This is a genomic window from Halosimplex pelagicum (genome assembly GCF_013415905.1).
GTDB classification, from domain to species: domain Archaea; phylum Halobacteriota; class Halobacteria; order Halobacteriales; family Haloarculaceae; genus Halosimplex; species Halosimplex pelagicum.
Genome location: NZ_CP058909.1, coordinates 1,564,711 through 1,584,313 on the forward strand (window position 1 = coordinate 1,564,711; position 19,603 = coordinate 1,584,313).

General features: G+C 69.5%; 18 protein-coding genes. 7 read left to right on the top strand and 11 right to left on the bottom strand.

From position 1 onward, the window contains the following. The first annotated feature begins 77 nt into the window (after window positions 1-77). The gene (locus HZS54_RS07760) at window positions 78-1,430 is read left to right on the top strand and encodes an oxidoreductase (RefSeq protein ID WP_179921604.1); all 1,353 of its coding nucleotides are present in this window, start codon (window positions 78-80) and stop codon (window positions 1,428-1,430) included. Window positions 1,431-1,490: 60 nt separating this feature from the next. Here the strand turns inward: HZS54_RS07760 and HZS54_RS07765 are convergent, their stop codons facing one another. Next, window positions 1,491-2,045 carry a MaoC family dehydratase gene (locus tag HZS54_RS07765; RefSeq protein ID WP_179922969.1) on the bottom strand — a complete coding sequence of 185 codons (555 nt, stop codon included), beginning with the start codon at window positions 2,043-2,045 and terminating at the stop codon, window positions 1,491-1,493. 440 nt (window positions 2,046-2,485) lie between these two features. Between HZS54_RS07765 and HZS54_RS07770 the strand changes: the two genes are divergently transcribed. Genes HZS54_RS07770 through phaC form a run of 4 tightly spaced genes read left to right on the top strand, consistent with a single transcriptional unit; the run spans window position 2,486 to window position 5,365 of the window. Then, complete coding sequence (locus tag HZS54_RS07770) at window positions 2,486-2,779, top strand: AbrB/MazE/SpoVT family DNA-binding domain-containing protein (protein WP_179921606.1); 294 nt, start codon at window positions 2,486-2,488, stop codon at window positions 2,777-2,779. Between the two features lie 5 nt (window positions 2,780-2,784). After that, a complete protein-coding gene (locus HZS54_RS07775; RefSeq protein WP_179921608.1) occupies window positions 2,785-3,333 on the top strand; it encodes a hypothetical protein in 549 nt (182 codons plus the stop codon). A 39-nt stretch (window positions 3,334-3,372) separates the two neighbouring features. Next, the gene (locus HZS54_RS07780) at window positions 3,373-3,918 is read left to right on the top strand and encodes a poly(R)-hydroxyalkanoic acid synthase subunit PhaE (protein ID WP_179921610.1); all 546 of its coding nucleotides are present in this window, start codon (window positions 3,373-3,375) and stop codon (window positions 3,916-3,918) included. A gap of 1 nt (window position 3,919) precedes the next feature. Then, window positions 3,920-5,365 (top strand): class III poly(R)-hydroxyalkanoic acid synthase subunit PhaC, encoded by a 1,446-nt coding sequence (phaC, locus tag HZS54_RS07785; protein ID WP_179921612.1) that lies wholly within the window; start codon window positions 3,920-3,922, stop codon window positions 5,363-5,365. A gap of 48 nt (window positions 5,366-5,413) precedes the next feature. Here the strand turns inward: phaC and HZS54_RS07790 are convergent, their stop codons facing one another. After that, the gene (locus HZS54_RS07790; RefSeq protein WP_179921614.1) at window positions 5,414-5,806 is read right to left on the bottom strand and encodes a PIN domain-containing protein; all 393 of its coding nucleotides are present in this window, start codon (window positions 5,804-5,806) and stop codon (window positions 5,414-5,416) included. Continuing rightward, window positions 5,803-6,015 (bottom strand): DUF7557 family protein, encoded by a 213-nt coding sequence (locus HZS54_RS07795; protein WP_179921616.1) that lies wholly within the window; start codon window positions 6,013-6,015, stop codon window positions 5,803-5,805. Before HZS54_RS07795 ends, HZS54_RS07790 begins: the two co-directional genes overlap by 4 nt. A gap of 98 nt (window positions 6,016-6,113) precedes the next feature. Between HZS54_RS07795 and HZS54_RS07800 the strand changes: the two genes are divergently transcribed. Further along, a complete protein-coding gene (locus tag HZS54_RS07800; protein ID WP_179921618.1) occupies window positions 6,114-6,563 on the top strand; it encodes a TIGR00725 family protein in 450 nt (149 codons plus the stop codon). Window positions 6,564-6,604: 41 nt separating this feature from the next. Here HZS54_RS07800 and HZS54_RS07805 read toward each other — a convergent pair whose 3' ends face one another. The 3 genes from HZS54_RS07805 to HZS54_RS07815 form a co-directional block, all read right to left on the bottom strand. Beyond that, the gene (locus tag HZS54_RS07805) at window positions 6,605-7,966 is read right to left on the bottom strand and encodes a hypothetical protein (RefSeq protein ID WP_179921620.1); all 1,362 of its coding nucleotides are present in this window, start codon (window positions 7,964-7,966) and stop codon (window positions 6,605-6,607) included. An 88-nt stretch (window positions 7,967-8,054) separates the two neighbouring features. Next, entirely contained in the window at window positions 8,055-9,398 is a 1,344-nt protein-coding gene (locus HZS54_RS07810) for a hypothetical protein (protein ID WP_179921622.1), read from the bottom strand. After that, on the bottom strand, window positions 9,391-10,161 hold the full coding sequence (locus HZS54_RS07815; protein ID WP_179921624.1) for a hypothetical protein: 771 nt from the start codon (window positions 10,159-10,161) through the stop codon (window positions 9,391-9,393). Before HZS54_RS07815 ends, HZS54_RS07810 begins: the two co-directional genes overlap by 8 nt. A gap of 94 nt (window positions 10,162-10,255) precedes the next feature. Here HZS54_RS07815 and HZS54_RS07820 point away from each other — a divergent pair, with 94 nt between their 5' ends. Beyond that, a complete protein-coding gene (locus tag HZS54_RS07820) occupies window positions 10,256-11,770 on the top strand; it encodes a glutamate-cysteine ligase family protein (RefSeq protein ID WP_179921626.1) in 1,515 nt (504 codons plus the stop codon). Window positions 11,771-11,874: 104 nt separating this feature from the next. On the opposite strand, the gene HZS54_RS07825 is transcribed toward HZS54_RS07820, so the two are convergent. The 5 genes from HZS54_RS07825 to HZS54_RS07845 form a co-directional block, all read right to left on the bottom strand. Further along, window positions 11,875-12,720: a hypothetical protein gene (locus HZS54_RS07825; RefSeq protein WP_179921628.1), complete on the bottom strand. Its 846-nt coding sequence runs from the start codon at window positions 12,718-12,720 to the stop codon at window positions 11,875-11,877. 119 nt (window positions 12,721-12,839) lie between these two features. After that, entirely contained in the window at window positions 12,840-16,985 is a 4,146-nt protein-coding gene (locus HZS54_RS07830; RefSeq protein WP_179921630.1) for a DUF7286 family protein, read from the bottom strand. Next, window positions 16,982-17,956: a DUF7284 family protein gene (locus tag HZS54_RS07835; RefSeq protein ID WP_179921632.1), complete on the bottom strand. Its 975-nt coding sequence runs from the start codon at window positions 17,954-17,956 to the stop codon at window positions 16,982-16,984. Before HZS54_RS07835 ends, HZS54_RS07830 begins: the two co-directional genes overlap by 4 nt. A 155-nt stretch (window positions 17,957-18,111) precedes the next feature. After that, the gene (locus HZS54_RS07840) at window positions 18,112-18,393 is read right to left on the bottom strand and encodes a hypothetical protein (protein ID WP_179921633.1); all 282 of its coding nucleotides are present in this window, start codon (window positions 18,391-18,393) and stop codon (window positions 18,112-18,114) included. 100 nt (window positions 18,394-18,493) lie between these two features. Continuing rightward, window positions 18,494-19,525 (bottom strand): class I SAM-dependent methyltransferase, encoded by a 1,032-nt coding sequence (locus HZS54_RS07845; protein ID WP_179921634.1) that lies wholly within the window; start codon window positions 19,523-19,525, stop codon window positions 18,494-18,496. Window positions 19,526-19,603 lie beyond the last annotated feature (78 nt).

The following is a 19,603-nucleotide window of genomic DNA, read 5'->3' on the forward strand; positions in this document are numbered from 1 at the left end:
GTTCGTACGCCGATGGATCGGTAGTCGTCACCATACGACAGGGGTAGGCTTTACTTGTCCGCTCGGCTAGCCGCGGTATGGCGACGCTCGACGACCCCGTCTCTATCGGCGGGGTCGACCTGCCGAACCGCCTCTACCGCGCGCCGCTGCTGGAGTGCGCCGGTAACGGCCCCGGCGCCGTCGACACCCTCGTCGACGAGCTCGAACCCACGGCCGCGTCGGGCGTGGGCCTGATATTCCAGGGCGCCAGCGTCGTCACCGCCGAGAGCGGCTGTGCCGCGCCGAACATGACCCGCTTTCACGACCCCGCGTTCGTCGACCGCTGTGCCCGACTCACCGAGGCCGTCCACGACCGCGGCGGCCGGATCTTCGTCCAGCTGGGCCACGGCGGCCTGCGCAGCCTCGCCGTCTGGCACGCCGAACACCGCGCCCGGAACCCCGACCACGAGGAACTGGCCGTCTCGCGGCCGCCACCGCAGTTGCGCGCGCTCGACCGGCTTGGACTCGTGGACTTCCATCCCCGGGTCATGTCGACCGCGGAGGTGTACGACCTGGCCGAGCGGTTCGGGGAGGCAGCGGGCTACGCCGCCGACGCGGGCTACGACGGGATCCACATCTCCGGGGCGAACATGGGGGTCGTCCAGCAGTTCCTGTCGCCGTTCTACAACCGCCGCGACGACGAGTTCGGGACGCGCTCGGGAGAACCGCCGGGCAGCGGCGGCGTGGCCTTCCTCGAAGCGGTCCACGACGCCGTCCGCGAGCACGCCGGCGATATCCCGCTGGTGACGAAGGTGCCCGCCGAGACCGCCGCGCCCCGGTTCGTCCGCCGCCGGCTCTCGCGGACGGACGCGATCGGTATTTGCGAACGGGTAGCCGAGACAGGCTACGACGCCGTCGTTCCCGTGGAGGTCTCGACGTTCTGGGACATGAGCGTCGTGCGCGGTGCTTACCCCGAGCGGGCCTGGGAGCACGCCGACCTCCAGTCGGGTTACGCCGCGGCGCTGGGGAGCCCGCTGAAGGCGAGGGTGGTCGCCGCGCTGAATCGCCTGCAGAGCCGACGCTTCCCCCAGGAGCCCGGCTGGAACGCCGCCCTTTGTCGGCGCGTGCGCCGCCGGGTGGACGTGCCCGTCCTCTGCGAGGGCGGGATCCGCGAGCGCGAGACGTGCGAGGGCTTGCTCGGCGGCGGGGCCGACGGCGAACCCGCCTGCGATCTGGTGGGGATGGGCCGGCCGTTCTACGCCGAGCCGCGGCTGGGGGCGCGGCTGCTCGGCGAGTCGGTGTCGGGCGACGGCGCGCGTGCGCTCTGCGAGAGCTGCAACAACTGCACCGTCCCGCAGGTGACCGGCGCGCCCGGTCTCTGTCGGACTCCGTCGGTGGTGCGCGAGCGCGCTCGACTCGAAACGGAGGGCGTCTACGAGCGCGGGGAGTGAGCGTCGGCTGGCGGTGTCGGGCGGCGGGAGAACGGGAAAGCGGGAGAACGCGGCTACGACTTATTCGTCGTCGGGGAGTTCGTCGACGAGGACGACGGCCTCGCCGTCGATGATGGTCTCGCCGTCGTCGACGACGCGGGTGGTCAGGCGGTACTGGTCGTCGCCCAGGTCCTCGACGATCTCGCAGACCGCGGTGAGCCGATCCCCGAGGCGGACGGGGTTGTGGAACTCGAGATCCTGGGAGAGGTAGATCGTGAGGCCGGGCAGGCGCGCGAGCCCGGCGGAGATGAGGCCGCCGACGAGCGTCCCGTGGGCGATGCGGCCCCGGAAGCGAGTCTTGCTCGCGAACTCGTCGTCGAGGTGCAGCGGGTTGGTGTCACCGCTCGCGGCCGCAAAGGACTGCACGTCGCGGTCGGAGATGGTCTTGGTGAACTCGACGCGGTCGCCGACGCCCAGCTGCCCGCGGTCGTGTTCTGTCAGCTCGACGTGCCACTCGGGGAGGTCCTCGTCGGCCTCGATGCGGTCGACGGCCGCCGGCCCCTCGTCGTCGTCCGACGGCGTGACGCCGAAGGCCGCGAACGCCGCCCGGTTGGCCGCGACCACGCTGTTGAACATGTGCGACGACGTCTCCGCCCACGTGTCCAGCAGCGCGTTTCGGTGCGGTTGAGAACTCATCGATACCCGCGTTTGGGTTTGATGCTATTAAAACGTAGTGGTACGGTACGGGCGATATCGCGACAGAAACGGCTTCTCGGCCCGCTACGCGGGATACGCGGCGCTTACTCGCGGCGGATTTCGCGGTGACCGAAACCGGGGCCTGCCGGCCCGACTACCCCGGTGCCACCCGGCCGGTAGCTCCGGGCTACCGCTCCCACACGCCGCCGTCGTCCACCCCACCCGGTCCGGTCGCGGCTCGGCCGACGCCCGCTCCGGCCGCTCCGACGCCTCCGGACCCGTCCGGTTCGAGGGATTGATCCATCGTGTGGTATCGAATGGTATCAAATGGTATTGAGCGCAATCCTTATGTAACTGAGGGGTGTACGTATCGTTGACCGATGACCGACGAGAGCGACGGTCCGACGTGGCCGCCGATGTTCAGCGGGATGCAGGAGATGAGCGAGCAGGCGATGGAGACCCAGCAGGAGATGCTGAGTCAGATGATGCAGGCCGGCGCGGGCGGGCTGGACATGAACCAGCTCGGCGCGATGAGTCAGACGGCGACGTTCAAGACGCGCGTCCAGTCGGGCGGACGGATCTCTATTCCCGACGCCGAGCGCGAGGCGCTGGACATCGAAGAGGGCGACATCGTTCAGACCGTCGTCATCCCGGTCAAGCGGAACAGAGAGTGATACACATGGCATACACGACCCCCATCACCACGGCGTTCGAGATGCAGCGCGCGACGATCGAGCAGAGCCAGAAGGCCTTCGAGCAGACGCTACAGTTCCAGCAGACGATGAACGAGGCCGTCGTCGACAGTTTCGACAGTCAGGAGTCGGCCCAGCGTCGCGGCGTCGAGCTGACCCAGACGCTGGTCCACAGCTACCTCGACGTGATCGAGTCCTCGCTGCCCGGCGCCGCCGGCACCGTCGACGAGATGCGCGCGGCCGTCGACGAGCAGTACGACTTCCTGCTGGAGAACCACGCCGAGGTCTTCGAGACCGTCGCCGGCGAGTACGAGGAGGGCATCGACGCCTACGACGAGCTGACGGGCGACTACGTCGAGGCCGTCGACGAGCAGGTCGAGATGCTGGTCGAGGCCCACGAGGAGCTCGAAGCGCAGTCGGTCGACGTGGCCGAGGAGTGGGGCGACCAGCTGGAGACGCTCCAGGACCAGGTCGAGGACCTGCAGGACCAGGTCAGCGACGTGCAGGAGCGGGCCGCCGCCGCCGTCGACGCGTAGGAACACGGTTTTTTCTTTCAGTACACAGGACATACACCCATGAGCAACACAAACGAGATGCAGGAGCAGTGGACCGAGATGGTCGAGGAGATGAACGACGCGGTCGCCGACTCCCTCGAACAGAACATGAAGGCCCAGGCCGCCTTCGTCGAGTCGTGGGCCGAGGCCGTCGAGGACTCCGTGCCCGAGGAGGACGCGATGGCCGAGGGGATCCAGGGGTACAACCGCGCCTACGAGGTGTGGATGGACGCCGCCGAGCAGATGTTCGAGCGGACCACCGACGCCGCCCAGGGCGAGGACGTGGCCCCCTCCGAGTACCGGGACATCTGGCTGCAGTCGGCCAACGAGGCGTTCAAGGAGGTCATGTCGACCAGCGCCTTCGCCGCCGCCAACGGCCAGCTCGTCGAGCGCATGATGGAGATGCGCCGCGAGGCCGACGACGTGAGCCAGGAGACCATCTCACAGCTCGGCTTCCCGACCCGCGACGACATGGACGAGGTCGGCGAGCGACTCGTCGAACTGGAGCGGCGCCAGCACGAGGTCGAGGAGAAGCTCGACCGCATCCTCGACCACCTGGAGGAGTAACATGGCCAGCGAACGCGCCGACCCCTTCAACCCCATCTCGCTCGCGCTCGACGCCCAGCGCACCGCGCTGGAGACGATGACCGACGCGACCGAGCAGAACGCCGAACTCCCCGAGGCGCTGGCGACCGTCGAGACCGTCGACGTGGGCCAGACCCCCAGCGAGGTCGTCTACCGGGAGAACAAGCTCGAACTGCTCCACTACAAACCGGAGGAGGCCGGCATCGAACCCGACGAGACCCACGACGTGCCGATCCTCATCGTCTACGCGCTGATCAACAAGCCGTACATCCTCGACCTCCAGGAGGAACGCTCCGTCGTGCGTCGCCTCCTGGAGGCGGGTCACGACGTGTACCTCATCGACTGGAACGAGCCCTCGCGGATGGACCAGCACCTCACGCTGGACGACTACGTCAACCGCTACATCGAGAACTGCGTCGACGAAGTGCGCGAGCGGTCCGGTCAGGACAAGATCAACATCCTCGGCTACTGCATGGGCGGCACGATGTCGGCCATGTACGCGGCGCTGCACCCCGAGAAGGTCAACGCCCTGGGCCTGATGGCCGCGGGCCTCTGTTTCCAGGGGACCGGCGGCGTCCTCGAACAGTGGGGCTCCGACGAGTACTACGACCCCGAGGACGTGACGGAGACGTTCGGGAACGTCCCGGCGGAGTTCCTCGACGTGGGCTTCGCGCTGATGGACCCGGTCGACAACTACGTCTCGAAGTACGTCCGCTTCTACGAGAACCTCGACAACGAGGACTTCGTCGAGAACTTCGGCCGCATGGAGCGGTGGCTCTCCGAGGGCATCGACGTGGCCGGCGAGGCCTACGACCAGTTCCTCACCGACCTCTACCAGGAGAACAAGCTCTACCACAACGAGATGGAGCTCGACGGGGTCCACGTCGACGTCGAGGAGATCGACATGCCCGTCCTGCAGATCATGGGCGAGTACGACCACCTCATCCCCGCCGACGCCTCCAAGCCGTTCAACGAGGTCGTCGGATCGGACGACGTGACCACCATCGAGTACGCCACCGGCCACATCGGCCTCTCCGTATCGTCGTCCTCGCACGAGGAGGTCTGGCCCGAGGTCTGCGAGTGGTACGCCGACCGCGCCCCGGCGACCGACGAGGAGGAAGCCGAGGCCGCCGACGACGCGGCCGAACCCGACGACGTGACCGCCGCCGAGGAGGCCGCGGAGGAGGACGCCGCCGAGGACGGCCCCGCAGCCGAGGAGGAGGCCATCGCCGATACGACCGCCGAGGACGAGCCGGACAGTCCCGACGTGGACACCGTCGACGGCGTCGGCCCGACCTACGCCGACCGCCTGCGCGACGCCGGCATCGCAACCGTCGCCGACATGCTCGCCAGCGAGCCCGAGGAAGTCGCCGACATCACCGGTGCGTCGGTCTCGCGCGTCGAAGACTGGTTCGAGCAGGTCGAGTAGGTCGTCGCTCTCGGTTCCGTTTTCCGTGTCCAGTTCGGGCAGTCCCGTTCAGACGAAGTCGATGTCGAGTAGCTCGTCGATCCCGTCGACGTCGAAGTCGGAGTCGGCGACTGCGAGGGGCTCTCCGAGGCGTCTCGCCGTTCCGGCGACGAACGCGTCGCGAGCGGCGAGCAGGTCGCCGCTTTCGTGGAGTTGGTTCTGTAGTTCCGCGGCCGCACGTGCGATCCCGGACGGGTCCTCGACGACGGCGAGCCAGTCGAGCGCGTCATCGATGGCGTCGAAGTCCGGCGGACCGGACTTGAACAGTTCGCCCTGATACACCTCGAACAGCACCAGTTGCGGTGCGACCGCACGCCGGTTCTGCTGGTGCTCGACGTAGTCGACCGCCGCGGACTCACCGTCGAGGTAGTCGATGACGACGCTGCTGTCGTAGACGGTCATCGCTCGCCGACGCCGCGTTTCATCTCTCGTCTCGCCTCGCGCGCCTTCTCGGCGGCGTCGGTACCCTCCCAGAGCCCGGCGCCCTCCCGGACCCGCTCCCGTCGGTCCGCGATGAGTCGCGAGAGCACGTCGTCGAACGTCTCGTCGTCGCCTTTCAGCGCGGCGAGCGCCGCGTGCGTCTCCTCGTCGACGCGGATGCTCTTGCTCATGTCCGTTCGTATACAGTCCCGTATACAAGGTAGTTACGCCGGACGCGTCCGCTCGCAGACGGGAGCAGTTTTGACGGTTCCACGCGCCAGCATCGTCTATGCGAGTCAGCGTCATCGGCGGCGGACGGGTCACCGACGAGGAAGCAGCCACCGCCGAAACGCTCGGCCGGGAACTCGCCGAGCGGGGTCACGAGGTGGTCTGCGGCGGCCTCGGCGGCGTGATGGAGGCGGTCTGTCGCGGCGCGAGCGAGGCCGGCGGGTCGACGATCGGTATCCTCCCCACGGAGCGCCGCGCGGACGCCAACGAATACGTCGACACGGCTATCGCGACCGGGATGGGCAACGCCCGGAACGTCCTCGTCGCGATGAACGGCGACGCCGTGGTCGCCGTCGACGGCGGCACCGGGACGCTCTCGGAACTCGGTCACGCGCTCGATTTCGGCAAGCCGGTCGCCGGTATCGGCACCCATCGGATCGAGGGGGTCGGCGGGATCGACCACGTCGAGACCCCGGCGGAAGCGGTCGAGTCGGTCGAGCGGCGGGTCTAGGGGACGATAGTGAGATGGCGGTGGACGGCCGCGACCGCCGGTCAGAAGGCGCCGAGTTCGACCAGCGTCTCGTCGACGGCCTCGGGCGTCGCGCGAGCGAGCGCGGCGAACTCGATGTAGTACCTGGCCCGGTCGCCCACGGCGGCCTGCTGGAGGGTCACCTGGTCCCACTCGCGCAGGGACGCGTCGGTGGTGGCCATCCGCGCGACCGGATAGGCGAGCAGGTCCCGCGCCAGCCGGCGCTCCTCGCTCTCGGCCAGCGCCGTCTCGACGGCGTCGACGGCCTCGTCGCGGCGCTCGCGCAGGTCCGCGGCGCTGTCGACGCCGAGTTCGTCGCCTTGACTTACCCGGTCGCGCAGCGTCTCGAAGGCGTCGGCCGTCGCGAGCCCGTGGTAGCGCGCGAGCACGTCCGAGGCCGGGTCCGCCGTCGCCTCGCGGTCGGCGAAGTAGTGGGCGTCGGCGTGGAGCTGTCGGAGCGCGGACTCGACCGCCCGGCCGGCGCCCTCGGTGTCGGTCCCGACCAGTTCGGCCGCGTCGGCGTCCGGTCCCGGGAACTCCGCGACCCCCGACCGGAGTGTCTCCGTCAGACCGTCGCGAGCGTCGACGAACGTCGCCTCCAGCGACGAGGGGTCGGTCAGCGACCCGGTGAACCGCTCGTCGACCTGCCGGGCGTCGGCCAGCCGCGCCCGTCCCTCCGCTATCGCCCCGGCGCGCTTGCCGACGGCCCGCGCGTCTGGCAACTGCTCCGCCTCGGCGTCGGCGGCGGTCGGCGCGTCCGACGACGCCGGCTCGTAGTCGTCCCACTCGGGCGTGGCGTCGTCGCCCGCCCGCTCGGCCAGCGATCCGACGATCGAGTGGACGAGCAGCGCCCGAACGGGGTCGGCGGGGTCGCCGACGAGCGGGCGGTCCTCGCGGAACGCGTCGACCCGGCGTTCGAGCGTCAGCGCCCGCGAGCGCACCGCCCCGCGCGTCAGCTCGTCGGTCGCAAAGGCCCACGTGCTCGCGGCGCGCTCGGCCGACGAGCGCGCGTCGCCGAGTTCGCCGAGTCGCTCCCGGGCCGTCTCGGCGTCGTCCGCAGCCGACAGGTTCTCGCGGGCGCGCTCGACGCTCCGCCGGACCGTCGCCCGCGTCGTCTCGTCGGGCGGCCCCGTCGACGGAACCGGGTCGGGCAGTTCGCCGAGCGTCGACCGGACCGCCCGCTGGGAGTCGGCGAAGTGCGACGCGGCAACGAGGACGGGGAACGGCTCGGTCACCGTCGGGAGCGACCCCGAGACGGCCGTCGCGACCGCCGTCGCGTCCAGCGGCGTCGGCTCCGCCTCCCCGCCGGCGCCGAAGCCGCCACAGCACCCCAGCGCCGTCACTCCCGCGACCGCTAGCAGTCGCCGCCGCGTTAGTCCGTCCATTGACACGAATGCCGAGGTCGTGGCGCGGTAAATGTCTCGTGGTCGCGGACGGAGCGACGGCGGTGGCGACCGCGCCGGCGACGGCGGATCACTCGGCGTCGAGCGCGGCCAGCGTCTCGTCGACGGCCTCGGGCACGGCGCCGGCGATCACCTCGATCTGGAGGTAGAGACCGATGTCCTCGACGACCCACTCGAGTTCGACCGGATCGTCGTCGGTCTGTCGGTCGAGATTGCGGGCCGCGTAGTCGAACAAGCCCGCGAGCGTGGCCAGCTCCGTCCGCGCCAGCCACTCGTCGGCGCTCTCGGCCAGCGCGTCCTCGACGGCCGTCACGGCCGCCCGCCGCAACTCCTCGACGGCCTCGGCGCTCTCGACCGTCCGGTGCTCGTCGGCGGCGATCCGGTCCCGGAGCGTCTCGAAGGCGCCGATCTGGGCCAGCGTCTCGACCTGCCACAGGACCGTCCCGGGGAGTTCGGTCTCGGGGACGAACTCCCCCTCGTAAGGCAGTTCGCCGTGCAGTTCGCGCAGCGCCGTGCCCGCGACCGTCCCCTCCAGATCGCCGCCGCCATCGACGAGATCCGGGAGCTCCGCGTGTTCGGTGGGCTTGCCCTCCATCCGCGAGTCGATCGTCCCGGCCAGCGAGTCGCCGGCGTCGCTGAACGTCGCCTCCAGCGACCGGGCGTCGGACAGCGACGCGGTGAACCGCTCGCCGACGTGGCGGGCGTCGGCGAGCGCGGCGCGAGCCTGCTCGACTTCGCTCGCGCGCTCGCCGACGGTGATCGGGGTGACGGGCGAGGAGTCCTCGCCGGGTCGACTCCGGTTCAGCAGGCGGTCGGCCTCCCGGACCCACTGCTCGACGAGCGCGTGGACGACGACCGCGCGAACGGGATCCTCGCCCACGTACTCCCAGCCGTCGCGGAACCGGCGGATGTCTTCCCGGACCGACCCCCGCTCCGAGCGCACGTCGGCGGCGGTCAGTTCGTCCCCGATGGCCGCCCAGGCGGCCTCGACCGCGCGGGCGGGCCCGCGAGCGTGGGCGAGCAGGCTCAGCCGCTCGCGGGTGCTACTCGCCCGGACCGCTTCGGCGAGGTGTTCGCGGGCGTGCTCGGCGTGGTCGGTTATCTCCCGTCGCATCGCGCCGTTGGGGAGGTCCTCGGCGGTCAGCGGCAGCGGCGCCGCCGCGAGCATCGCGTGGGCGCGCTCCCGGGAGTCGGCGACGTGCGCGTCGGCCACGTCGACGGGCAGCGGGTGAGCGACCGCCGGGGCGTCCCCCTCGGCGATCCGGGCGACCGCCGCCCCGTCGAGTTTCACGGGCCCCGGCTTCAGCGGGTTAGACAGGGCGCCACAGCCGGCCAGCAGCGTCGCGCCGCCGAGCGCGAGCGCGCCGCGACGGGTGAGGCGCCCGTCGTCGGACCCCGACCGGTCGTCAGTCATCGAGACCCTCCGTCGGTGTCGACCGGCGCGTCCGTGTTGGTCGGGGACCGGTTCCCGATGCGGTCGCCGATCGGGGCCGAGGCGTCGGCCGAGCGCCCTCTCGCATCGGGAAGCAGGCCCCGTTGGCGACGCCGGTCGACCCCATCTCGAACTCGGCCGGGTCGAACGCGACCGGGAGGCGGGCGAGCGTGACGTGGGCGTCGCGCTCGCCGCTCTCGCAGGCCACGTCGGCGTCGCGGAGAAATCGGCCGTATCGGGGCTCGACCTCGCCGTCCGCCCAGGTGACGTGACAGAGGACCAGCCGGTAACACTCCTCGACCGGACGGGACTGGACCAGCAGCGTCTCGCTGTCGAAGTCGGTCTCGGCGACGAACCGCCGGGCAGTCTCGGCGCCGACCGAGATCTCGGTCTCGGTCGCGCGGTCGGCGACGACGAACGTCTCCGCGGTCGCCTCGTCGGCGATCAGGCCTTCCCGCGTGCGGTCCGACGGGTCGACGGTGCCGCCGTCGGTCGGTCTGTCGTCTGGCTCGGGGACGAACCAGGCGAGCGGGTCGTCGTAGTCGATGTCGGCCGCGCGGAGGGTGACGGACTCGGGGTCGACGACGCGGTCGTCGCCGGCGGTGGGGACCGGCGGCGTCGGCGAGCCGACGGGCGTGCCGGCGTCGCCGCGGCCGGCGTCGGTGTCGCCGTCGGGACAGCCGGCCAGCCCGGCGGCCAGTCCGACCGCTGCCTGGAGGGCGCGGCGGCGGGTGAGTCGGGGCATCGGTCCCAGTATCGGCGCTCGGCGGTAAGTATCTCGTGGCTCGCATTTCCCGAGTGCCGCACGTTCAAGTACCGGGGCGGCCGAACGAGGTGGTATGTCCGGCTCCGAACTCGCGGCTCGCGTCCGGGAGGCACAGGCGGTCGACCGCGAGGCGTTCGACCGGCGGGCCGCCGAGGAGGCCGAGCGGCTCAAAGCCGAGGTGCGCGACGGCACCTTCGACAACACGGAGGCCATCGTCGGCCTCGAACTCGAACTGTACGCCGTCGACGCCCGCTCGGGGTCGCTCCGGCGGGTCCCTCGCGGCCTGCTCGACCTGATCGGCTTCGAGAAGGAACTCGGGCTGCACAACGCCGAGATGCAGACCAGCCCGCAGCCGCTCAACGAACACGGCCTCGTCGCCCAGGAACAGGAGCTCAAGGCCAACCTCGCGCCCGCCCTGAATCGGACCGGTCGCGACGACATCCGCCTGGTCAGCGACGGCATGTGGACCGTCCCGCCCACCGGCGAGACCGCCACCGACTACCTCTGTGACTCGGTCGAGCAGGACGGCGTCCGCATCGCGACTAACATGTCCGACGCCGCTCGCTACCACACGATGGCCAACACGGACTATCCGACGGGGATGCGCGTCGAGGCGCCCCACGTCTCGCTGTCGGCCGACACCGTCATGCCCGAGAGCCTCATCACCTCCATCCAGCCGCACTACCAGATCCCCCACGCGCCCGACCTGCCCGAGTACTTCCGCTACGCCCTGCGGGTGGCGGGGCCGCTGCTTGCCCTGGGCGTCAACGCCCCCTTCTTCCCGCCCGATCTGTACGACGACGCCGACGGCGAGGAGATCGTCGCCGACGCCTGGCTGGAGAACCGCATCACCGTCTTCGAGGACGTGCTCAACCCCGACGAGGCGGACGCGCCCGACAAAGTCCGGTTCCCACCGGACTTCGACAGCGTCGAGGAAGCCATCGACGACGTCGTCGCCGACGAGACGATCGTCCCGATGGACGTGGAGGCGGGCCAGCGATTCGACGACGCGTTCGTCCACTTCCGGCACAAACACGGCAGCTACTGGCGGTGGATCCGCCCCGTCTTCGACGGCCCCACCGAGCCCCAGGCCAACGCCCGCATCGAGTTTCGCCCGCTGCCCGCCCAGCCGACCGTCCGCGACGCCGTCAGTTTCCAGGCCGTCTTCGCCGGCCTGCTCACCACGCTCACCAGCATCGAACACCCCGTCCGCGCGATGGAGTGGGAGACCGCTCGCGAGAACTTCTACGCCGCCAGCCGCGAGGGGCTCGAGGCCGACCTCACCTGGATCACCGCCGACGGCGAGGAGACGACCGCCCTCGACCGCATCTACGGCGAACTGTTCGAGGCCGCCCGGCAGGGCCTGGAGACCCAGGGGCTCCCGACCGACGCCGCCCGCCGCTACGTCCGGCCGCTGCGCGAGCGGGCCGACCGACGCGTGACTCCCGCCCGCTGGAAACACGACCACGTCGCCGCCGCCGTCGACCAGAACGTGCCCCTCGCCGAGGCCATCTGGGGGATGCAGTCGGCCTACGTCGACCACCAGGAGGAGACGCTGCTGGAGGGCACCTTCGTCGACTGGCTGTGAGCGGTGGCGGCCCGCCGGGCACCGGAACGACGACCGCCGTCGGCGACGAGAGCGGCTACACCGACCGCGCTAGTCGCGTCGTTACGGAGCGAAAATATCGGCAGTCACCGGTCGAGAAACTGTGCGACTTCGTCGTCCGGACCGTTCACGACGCGGACGAACTCACCGGTGTCGATGTCGACCTCGACGGTCCCGTACGTGTTGCGGCGTAGCGGCGTAGTGACGGAAAATCCCCCGTCTTCTTCGGGATGAAATCCCCAACTTCTGTTCGCTCGTTTTCTCCACGTCTGCTCGCCGGTCTCGTCGAACCCGAACAGCATCGTGCTCGAGAGAGTGCTTCGGCTATCCGCTTGCACTACGAGAAGTGTCCGTCCGTCACTCGTCCGGTAGGACTTCGGAAAGAGACCACTCCACCGTTCGGGCTCGTCGAGGTCGTCGATCGACCACTCTGCCGACTGCGAGCCGTTCTCGTCGAACCAGTAGAGACGCCGGGCGGTCTGAACGACCCAGCGCCCATCCGACCGTTCGAACGACTCGACGGGGCGGTCGAACTCGACGACTCGGCCGTCGAAGACGAACTCGTCTCGTCGCCAGGACCGACGACGGTCCCCCGTTTCGGGGTCCAGCTCCACGAACCGATCGCTGTCGGTTTCGACGATGAGTCGGCCGCCACGGTGCGAAATGTCCGCAACGCTCGCATCGTCGGGGAACGATTCGATCTCCCAGCCCGGCGTACAGTCGTCCGTCACTTCGAGCAAAAGCGGGGAGCGGTCGTCCAGGCACGGGCTCGGCTCGGATGCGCCCGTGCCGGTGGACTTCAGCGCGAGGACCAGACCGTCCGGTAGTCGGGCGGTCTCGGTAATCACGCCCGGAACGACCAGTGTGGACTGTCCCGTTCCGACGGTAGCGGAGCCGAGGACATCTATGCAGTGGTCGCTATCGGTTCCCATTATCGGCACCATCGACGTGTGCCCGTAACAGTTTTTGGTTCGGGTTGACAGGCGTCCGATTCGGAGCGGAGACCGGACGTTCTACTTCGGGCGAGTGCGCTGTCGACGACGCCTGCCGGTCAACGAGCGCATTCACCCGTTGCCGGAGAGGCGGTCGAGTCGGGGTCTGCCGCGTCCCACCGATCGTCGAGCGTATCTCCGGTGTCGTCGTTCAGTTCGTCGACCTTCCCGAGCGGGACCCATTCGGCGTCGTTATCGAACGGCCAGTCGGACGAGGAGGGGCGCTCCAGAATCTCGTACTGGGTAACGCCGCCGTCGAGCCTGCCATCGTACTGAGCGGTAACCGCATCGTCGTCGAGGCCGGGGTAGTCGTCGGCCTGGAATCCGCCCGCATAGCTCACTCTGATCGGGAGGTCGTAACTTCCCCGGACGTACACCTTCGCGACGCAATCGTAATCACCCCAACCGCTCGCGACATCCTCGTTTACCAGGCTGTTGTTCCAGAGCGCGAATCGATCGATGATCGATTCCATGTCGTACCCGCGGACTGCGTCCCTGCGTGCGACCCAGCGGCCCGTGACGTACTCGTCGGGATCGTACACACTCACGAATTGGTCGGCGTGATCCGTCGTGAGTTCGGTGACGATCCCCGGCTCTCTGTGCGAGTCGACCCCACCGTAGGTCGTGTGCTCCGCGTCGTTCGTGTACTGCGCGGTCATGAACCGCTGGATGTCGTGCTCCTCGGCGAGACTCATGCCGTTGCCGTTCTCGTCGCGCAGGAGGTAATCGAGCGCGTTCTCGATGTTCTCGTGGTCGTAGCGGGTCAGGACGATCGTGTCCCGCCAGGTGTCGGCGACGTCGTCGTCCTCCCCGTGGCCCGGTTCGTCGCCCTTGATGAAGTCGGCGTAGCGATCCTTGTACCGGTCGTTGGGCAACTGACAGAACTGCTCTTCCCAGAGGCGGTTCTGAAGCGAGTCCGACAGCCCGTCGTACCAATTCTCTGCATCGCTGTCCTCCTCCAGTTTCTCGACCAGGTCCTCCTCCTCGCAGTTGTCCGGCCCGGGCGCGTCGAACTCGAACTCGCCGTCGTCGTCGTCCCACTCCAGGGGCACGTCGCTGACCGTGTCACTCCCCGGCACGTAGTCCGCTAGCGACGCCTTGACCGTTCCGCCGCCGTCGATATTGCTACACTCGCCCGCGTTGATCGCACCGGGGTTGAACCCCGGCCCGACGTGGCTCCACGTCGCCGAGCACATGTCCTGCCACGGTTTGCTGGTGGAACTGCCCTTGATCGTCCAGTCGTCACCCACACCGTACCGGGGTTTCGGATACACCGTCCCGCCGGGGACCGGAATGACGACCGCCGTCGACGCCGAGAAGTTGATCGGGTCGACCTGCCCGACACGCCGCTCCTGCCCGGCGATCTCCAGATCGACCGGCATCGCCTGGCGAACGTAGGTCGTCGTCTTGGGCGAGGCCGGCGCGCTGTTGTCTGCCGTCACCTCGAAGCGCCCGTACTCGCCTTTCACCTGGACGTTCCAGTGATCCACGGAGAGGTACCAGTAGGTCGGCCAGGGCACGATCGGTACGCCGGGGTAGCCGAACGTGTTGTGCTTCCTGACGGCCATCGGGACGTGCTGGGTGTCGCCCGCCTCGGTCACGGTCGCGTAACTCGGCCGCACCGCCGGCACGGTCGCCCGCGAGACGGGGCCGGTCGTCAGGTACGTCGGCGAGGCGTCGACCGTGTAGCGGATGTCGCCCAGCAGGTCCGTGTCGGACATCGTCCCCGGACTGTACAGCGGTCCCGACCCGTCGATCTGGTTCGACGCGAACTCGAGCCCCTCGTTCATCACGTTCGTCACGCCGTCGACCTTGCTCGAAATCTCCTCGTTCACGTCGCCGGAGGACTCCGAGCGGGCGCTCTCGACGCGGTCGACCCACCGATGGACCGCGTCGACGTACTCCATGCGCGCCTCCGCGATGGCCTTCTCGCGGGCGCTGTCGTAGGTCCCCGACGTGTCGTAGTAGACGTGGTGGGACGTGTTGGTGCGCTCGCGCAGCGGGCCGAACACGTCCTTCCCGGTCGCCATCTCCGTCGGCGAGACGTTCAGGTCCGAGACGGGCTGGGGCGGCGCCGACTCGTCGCCGACCACGTGGTCGTGGAGGCTGACCACCTCGTCTTCGAGCGTGGTCTGGAGGTCCGAGCGCTCGCTCACCGAGAGGAACGTGTCGGAGTTCAGCGTCGTAATACCGGACATCTGGTCGGAGACGGCCGATTCGAGGTCGCCGGCGCTCTCGATCGACCCCGTCGAGATGGCGTCCCCGAAGTTGCCGTCCGGATCGCTCGGGTCGACGTTCAGTCCCCCGCGGATCGACTCGGCGATGGCCTCCTCGAAGTTCGGGCTCGACCCGGTGTAGGCGCCGTCGGTCCCGTTGTGCGAGACGTTGATATCGGGGTCGTCGCTGTAGGTCCCGCTGACGGTCACGTCCACCTCCCAGGTGACGCGCTCGTAGTCGGTCTGGTCCTCGAACTCGTAACACGGACCGGTCGGCGTGGCGGTGCTCGACCCCGACCCCGACGAACACGGCTCCTCGCGCTTGTACTCGTCCGTCTCTTTCAGGACGTTCGTCACCTCGACGTTGAACTCGTGGAGGTCGCGGGTCCGCGCCGTCGACTCGTCCCAGACCTCGGTGTGGTCGACGGTGACGTCGGCGGTGCGGTCGACTTTGACGCTCCCGTCGTCGGAGAGCGACCAGCCGCTCCCGGACGGTGCGGACGCCTCGGGCATCTCCCCGGAGACCTTCGCGGCGCCGCTAGTGGTCGTGGAGACGGAGTAGGAGTAGATCCGGTCGATCAGCCGCTCGAAGGTGTTGCGCCCGGAGAAGTCCGACGGGAGGTCCTCGTCGAGTTCGGGCGCCTGGTCCGTTCCGTTGGGGTCCTCTTTCTCGGTGTCGTCGCTGTACTCGGGGTCGTAGTCGACCGGCTGGGCGAGGACCTCGTCGAGCGCCGGCTCGGCGAACTTGTCGATCTCGACGCTGCTCTTCTTGTTGAACGCGCGCTGGGCCTGCCCGCCGATGAACTGGTTGACGACCTCCTGGACGGAGCTGGGCGGGCTGTCCGTCTGCCCGACGAGCATCGACGCCGCCGCACAGAAGTCCTTCGCGTTCAGGCCCGAGACGGCGTTCTTGAGGCCGTACTTGTCCTTCCAACCGTCGGTCGACTTCTCGTCGCCGAGACTGCTCCCCCCGGCGCCCTCGGTGTAGTCGTCGCTGGAGCTACTACTGCCGGGTCCCGAGCGACTGAACGCGCCCGCGTCGTACAGTTTCTCGACGTTTCGGAGGGCCATACAGGCGTACGCCGACCCCATCACGCGCGTGTAGCCCGGGTCCCTCGTCCCGAAGACCTCGCCCTGAACGGCGAAGTTGGCGCTGTTGGCCAGCACCTCGATGTCCTTTTTCATCACCAGTTTGTCGAACGCGTCGGCCTTCCCGGGCGGCGCCATCCGCTCGTAGTAGGCCTTGGCGTACATCAGCGGATAGAGGCGCGCGGCGAACTGCTTGCCGAAGCCGCTGGTCCCGGAGTCGAAAAAGCCCTTCGCGAGCTGGTCCTGATACTTCTGGGTCTTGTGCTGGAGCAACAGGCTCGTCGACGCGACGGAGACGGTGATCGACTCGGTCTCGCTGGCGCGGATCTCCCCCTCCTCGACGACTTCGGTCGTGAGTCCGTCTATCGTCGCGGTGATCGTCCCGTTGCTCAGGTCGTCGGAGACGTCGTCCATCCCCGCCTCGAGGTCGACGCGACCGATCGCCGACTGGATCGACGACTCCGTGTAACTGACCGGCGGGAGCGACGTGCGGGTGACCGACCCGTCGCTCAGTCGCTGGCGGGAGCTGTCCAGTTGCTCCTGAACCTCGAGGTAGGCCCGCAGTTTCAGGTACCGCCGGTAGACTGCGTCGGGGTCGGGGTCGCTGGCGCCGGCCGCCAGCGCTCGGCCGGCCGGCGTGTCCGCGGGGACGGTGACCGGCTTCTGTGCGGCGGCGCTCGCGGCGTCCGAGACCGCCTCCCGGACGACCGACTGGGCGGACGCCTGGGACTGGTCCATCGCGAGTGCGATATCCGTCTGGGTGTCGGCGCCGTCGCGCGACTGTATCACCCCGACGACGGTGGCGCTCGTGATCAACAGCAACACGCCGACGACGGCGAAGGGGATTCGTGCTCTGTCGCTCGTTGCGATCGACAGTGTCTGTGGTCGTCTCGGACTCATTCGTTCCAGGTAGTCACGGTAACGGTCACTTCACCGACCGAGACGGCCGACGCGATGCGTTCGGCGTCCGCGCTCGGGTACTCGTTCGAAAGTTCCACCTCGATCATCGTCGCCAGGTCGGCCTGCAGCTCCGCGTTGGCCGTCGCGGCGTCGGCCTGCGTCCGACTGACCGGGTGGGACCCGACCGCGCCGAACGCGGGGTCGGTCTCGAACTCCGGGTGGTCGACGACCTCGGCCATCCGCTGGTAGCGGTAGACCGCCAGCGCCCGACCGAGCCCGTCGCGCTCGAGCGCGAGCTGGGTCTCCCCGGTGGGGAAGTACCCCTCGACGATGGCCCCGGCGATCAGCTCCGAGACGCCGCTGTACCCGTCGACGCGGAACGCCCGTTCGACGTCCGCCTCGTCCGGCGCGGGCATCTTGCTCGGGACCGTCAGCGTCGCCGTGCTCGTGTCGCCACCGGGGGGCAGGTCGGCGCCCGCCTCCATCCGCCCCCGGATGGCCGAATCGTCGTACGGCGTCCAGACCGCGACGACGTGCGCGTCGCCGCCGGCGCTCGTCAGCGCCTCCCTGACCGCGCCGTCGACGGCCGTCGCGAAGTCCTCACCCGCTCTCGTCAGGTGCGCCAGACCGTCGGGGTCGTACGGGTCGCTGTCGCTCCCGTCGGGGAACTGCGCGTTCGTGACCGCCGCGTCGGCCAGCAACCCCGTCAGCGTCCCGTGGGTCGACCGCTCGTAGTCGTACCCGTCGTCGCTGAAGTGCGACTCGCCGCGGACGGGGTCGAGGGTGTACTCGACCGTCCGGGTCGCCGCCGCGAGCGTCTCGGCCGTCCGGTCGGCCTGGATCGGGTCGTGGGCGGGCTCGTCGTCGGTCAGCTCGACCGCCAGGATCGCGATCGACGCGCTGACCAGCAACAGCGCGAACGTCACGTCGACGACCGTACTGATCGCTCTGCCCTGCCGTCGTCCCGTCACGGGCGACGCCCCCTGACGAACCCGGAGCCCCGAACTCGGCTGCTTCCCCCGAGCGCAGACAACCGAGACAGCATACCCCCATTGGCCTCGTCATGTTACTTAAACGTAACACGGGCTCGGCGGTGGCGAGAGGGACACGCGCAGCCGACGGCCGCTCACTCGTCGTCGATCTGGGCCTCGACGCGGTCTCTGAGGGCGTCGGCGTGTTCCTTGGCCGCCGCGGCGTGGGTCGAGTCCTCCGTCTCGACGAGGCGGTCGATCGACTCGCGCAGCGCGACGAAGTGGTCGGGTTCGCTCTCGAAAAACTCCCCGAGTTGGTCGACGTGCTCCTGGGCCGCCGAGGCGTTGGTCTCGTTGTATCCGACCTCCAGGCCGGCGAGACGGGCGTCTAAGTCCGCTAGTGTCTCCAGCACCCGTTCGTACGGCCCCGGCGCCATGTACGGACTGTTCCTCCCCACGGGATAAAAACTACTGTGGTGGCGGCGACCGACAATCGCCCCACGCCAGCGGGACAAGTCAGTCTCCCAACTCGATCGGTCACTCGACGCGCGCGTCGACGACGACGTGGGCCACGCCCTCGCTGTAGCCCTTGACGCGGCGCGTCTCGAGGATTTCGACCGACCGGTCGCGGTCGGCGGCCGCGTCCCGGAGTCGCTCGACGGGGCGGTCGGGCACCAGCGCCTCCGGCGTCGCCTCGTGCATGTGGACGACGCCGCCGGGCTCTAACGCCCCGAGCGCGCTGTCGAGGTACTCGTGGGCCTCGTAGTAGCCCATCACGATCCGGTCGGCACGCACGTCGGTCGCGGGATCCGTCTGTTCGAGAACGTCGCGACAGTCCGCCCGATACGGCTGGACGCGGTCGGCGACGCCGTTGCGGCGGACGTTCTCCAGCAGGAACTCGAAGGAGGCGGGGTTGCGCTCGACGGCGGTCACCGCCGCGCCCGCGCGGGCCATCGGGACCGCGAAGTAACCGATACCGGCGAACATGTCGACGACGCGCTCGCCTTCGCTCACTTGCTCCCCCATCCGCGCCCGCTCGGCCTTGTTCCCCGGCGAGAACATCACCTCGGCCAGGTCCATCGCGTAGGTGGTGCCGTGCTCGCGGTGGACGGTCTCGGTGTCGCCCTCGCCGGCCAGCACCGTCACGTCGGGCTCGCGGTGGGCGCCGGTGATCGGGCCGCGGGCCAGCACCGTGTCGGCGGCGCCGTGCAGGTCCAGCAGCGCCTCGCCGAGTTCCGCGGGCCGTGGCGCGTCGCCGGCGTCGACGAGGACGACCGTCCCCAGCACGGCCCAGGAGGCGGGCGCCCGGTCGATCTCGTCGTCGGTCCAGCCGCGCTCGCGGAGGTGGTCGGCCAGGTCCCGGAGCCGCGGCTCGCCCACCTGCCGGACGACCTCGCGGTAGTCGACGGCGTCGGGCACCGCCGTCACCGGGAGCGAGACGCTCCCCTCGTCGTACTCGCGGACCGACCGGTCGGCGTCGTAGACCCCCGCCCGCTCCAGGTCGTCGATGACCGCCTCGGCGCGGGGCTTGTCGACGACCACGGCCAGTCGCTCGTCGCGCTCGTCCATCTACTCGCCACCAGACGGTCGACGGCCGAAACGGTTTCGAGTCCGAGCGCCGCCGGACGGGCGACCCGTCGCCGCGAT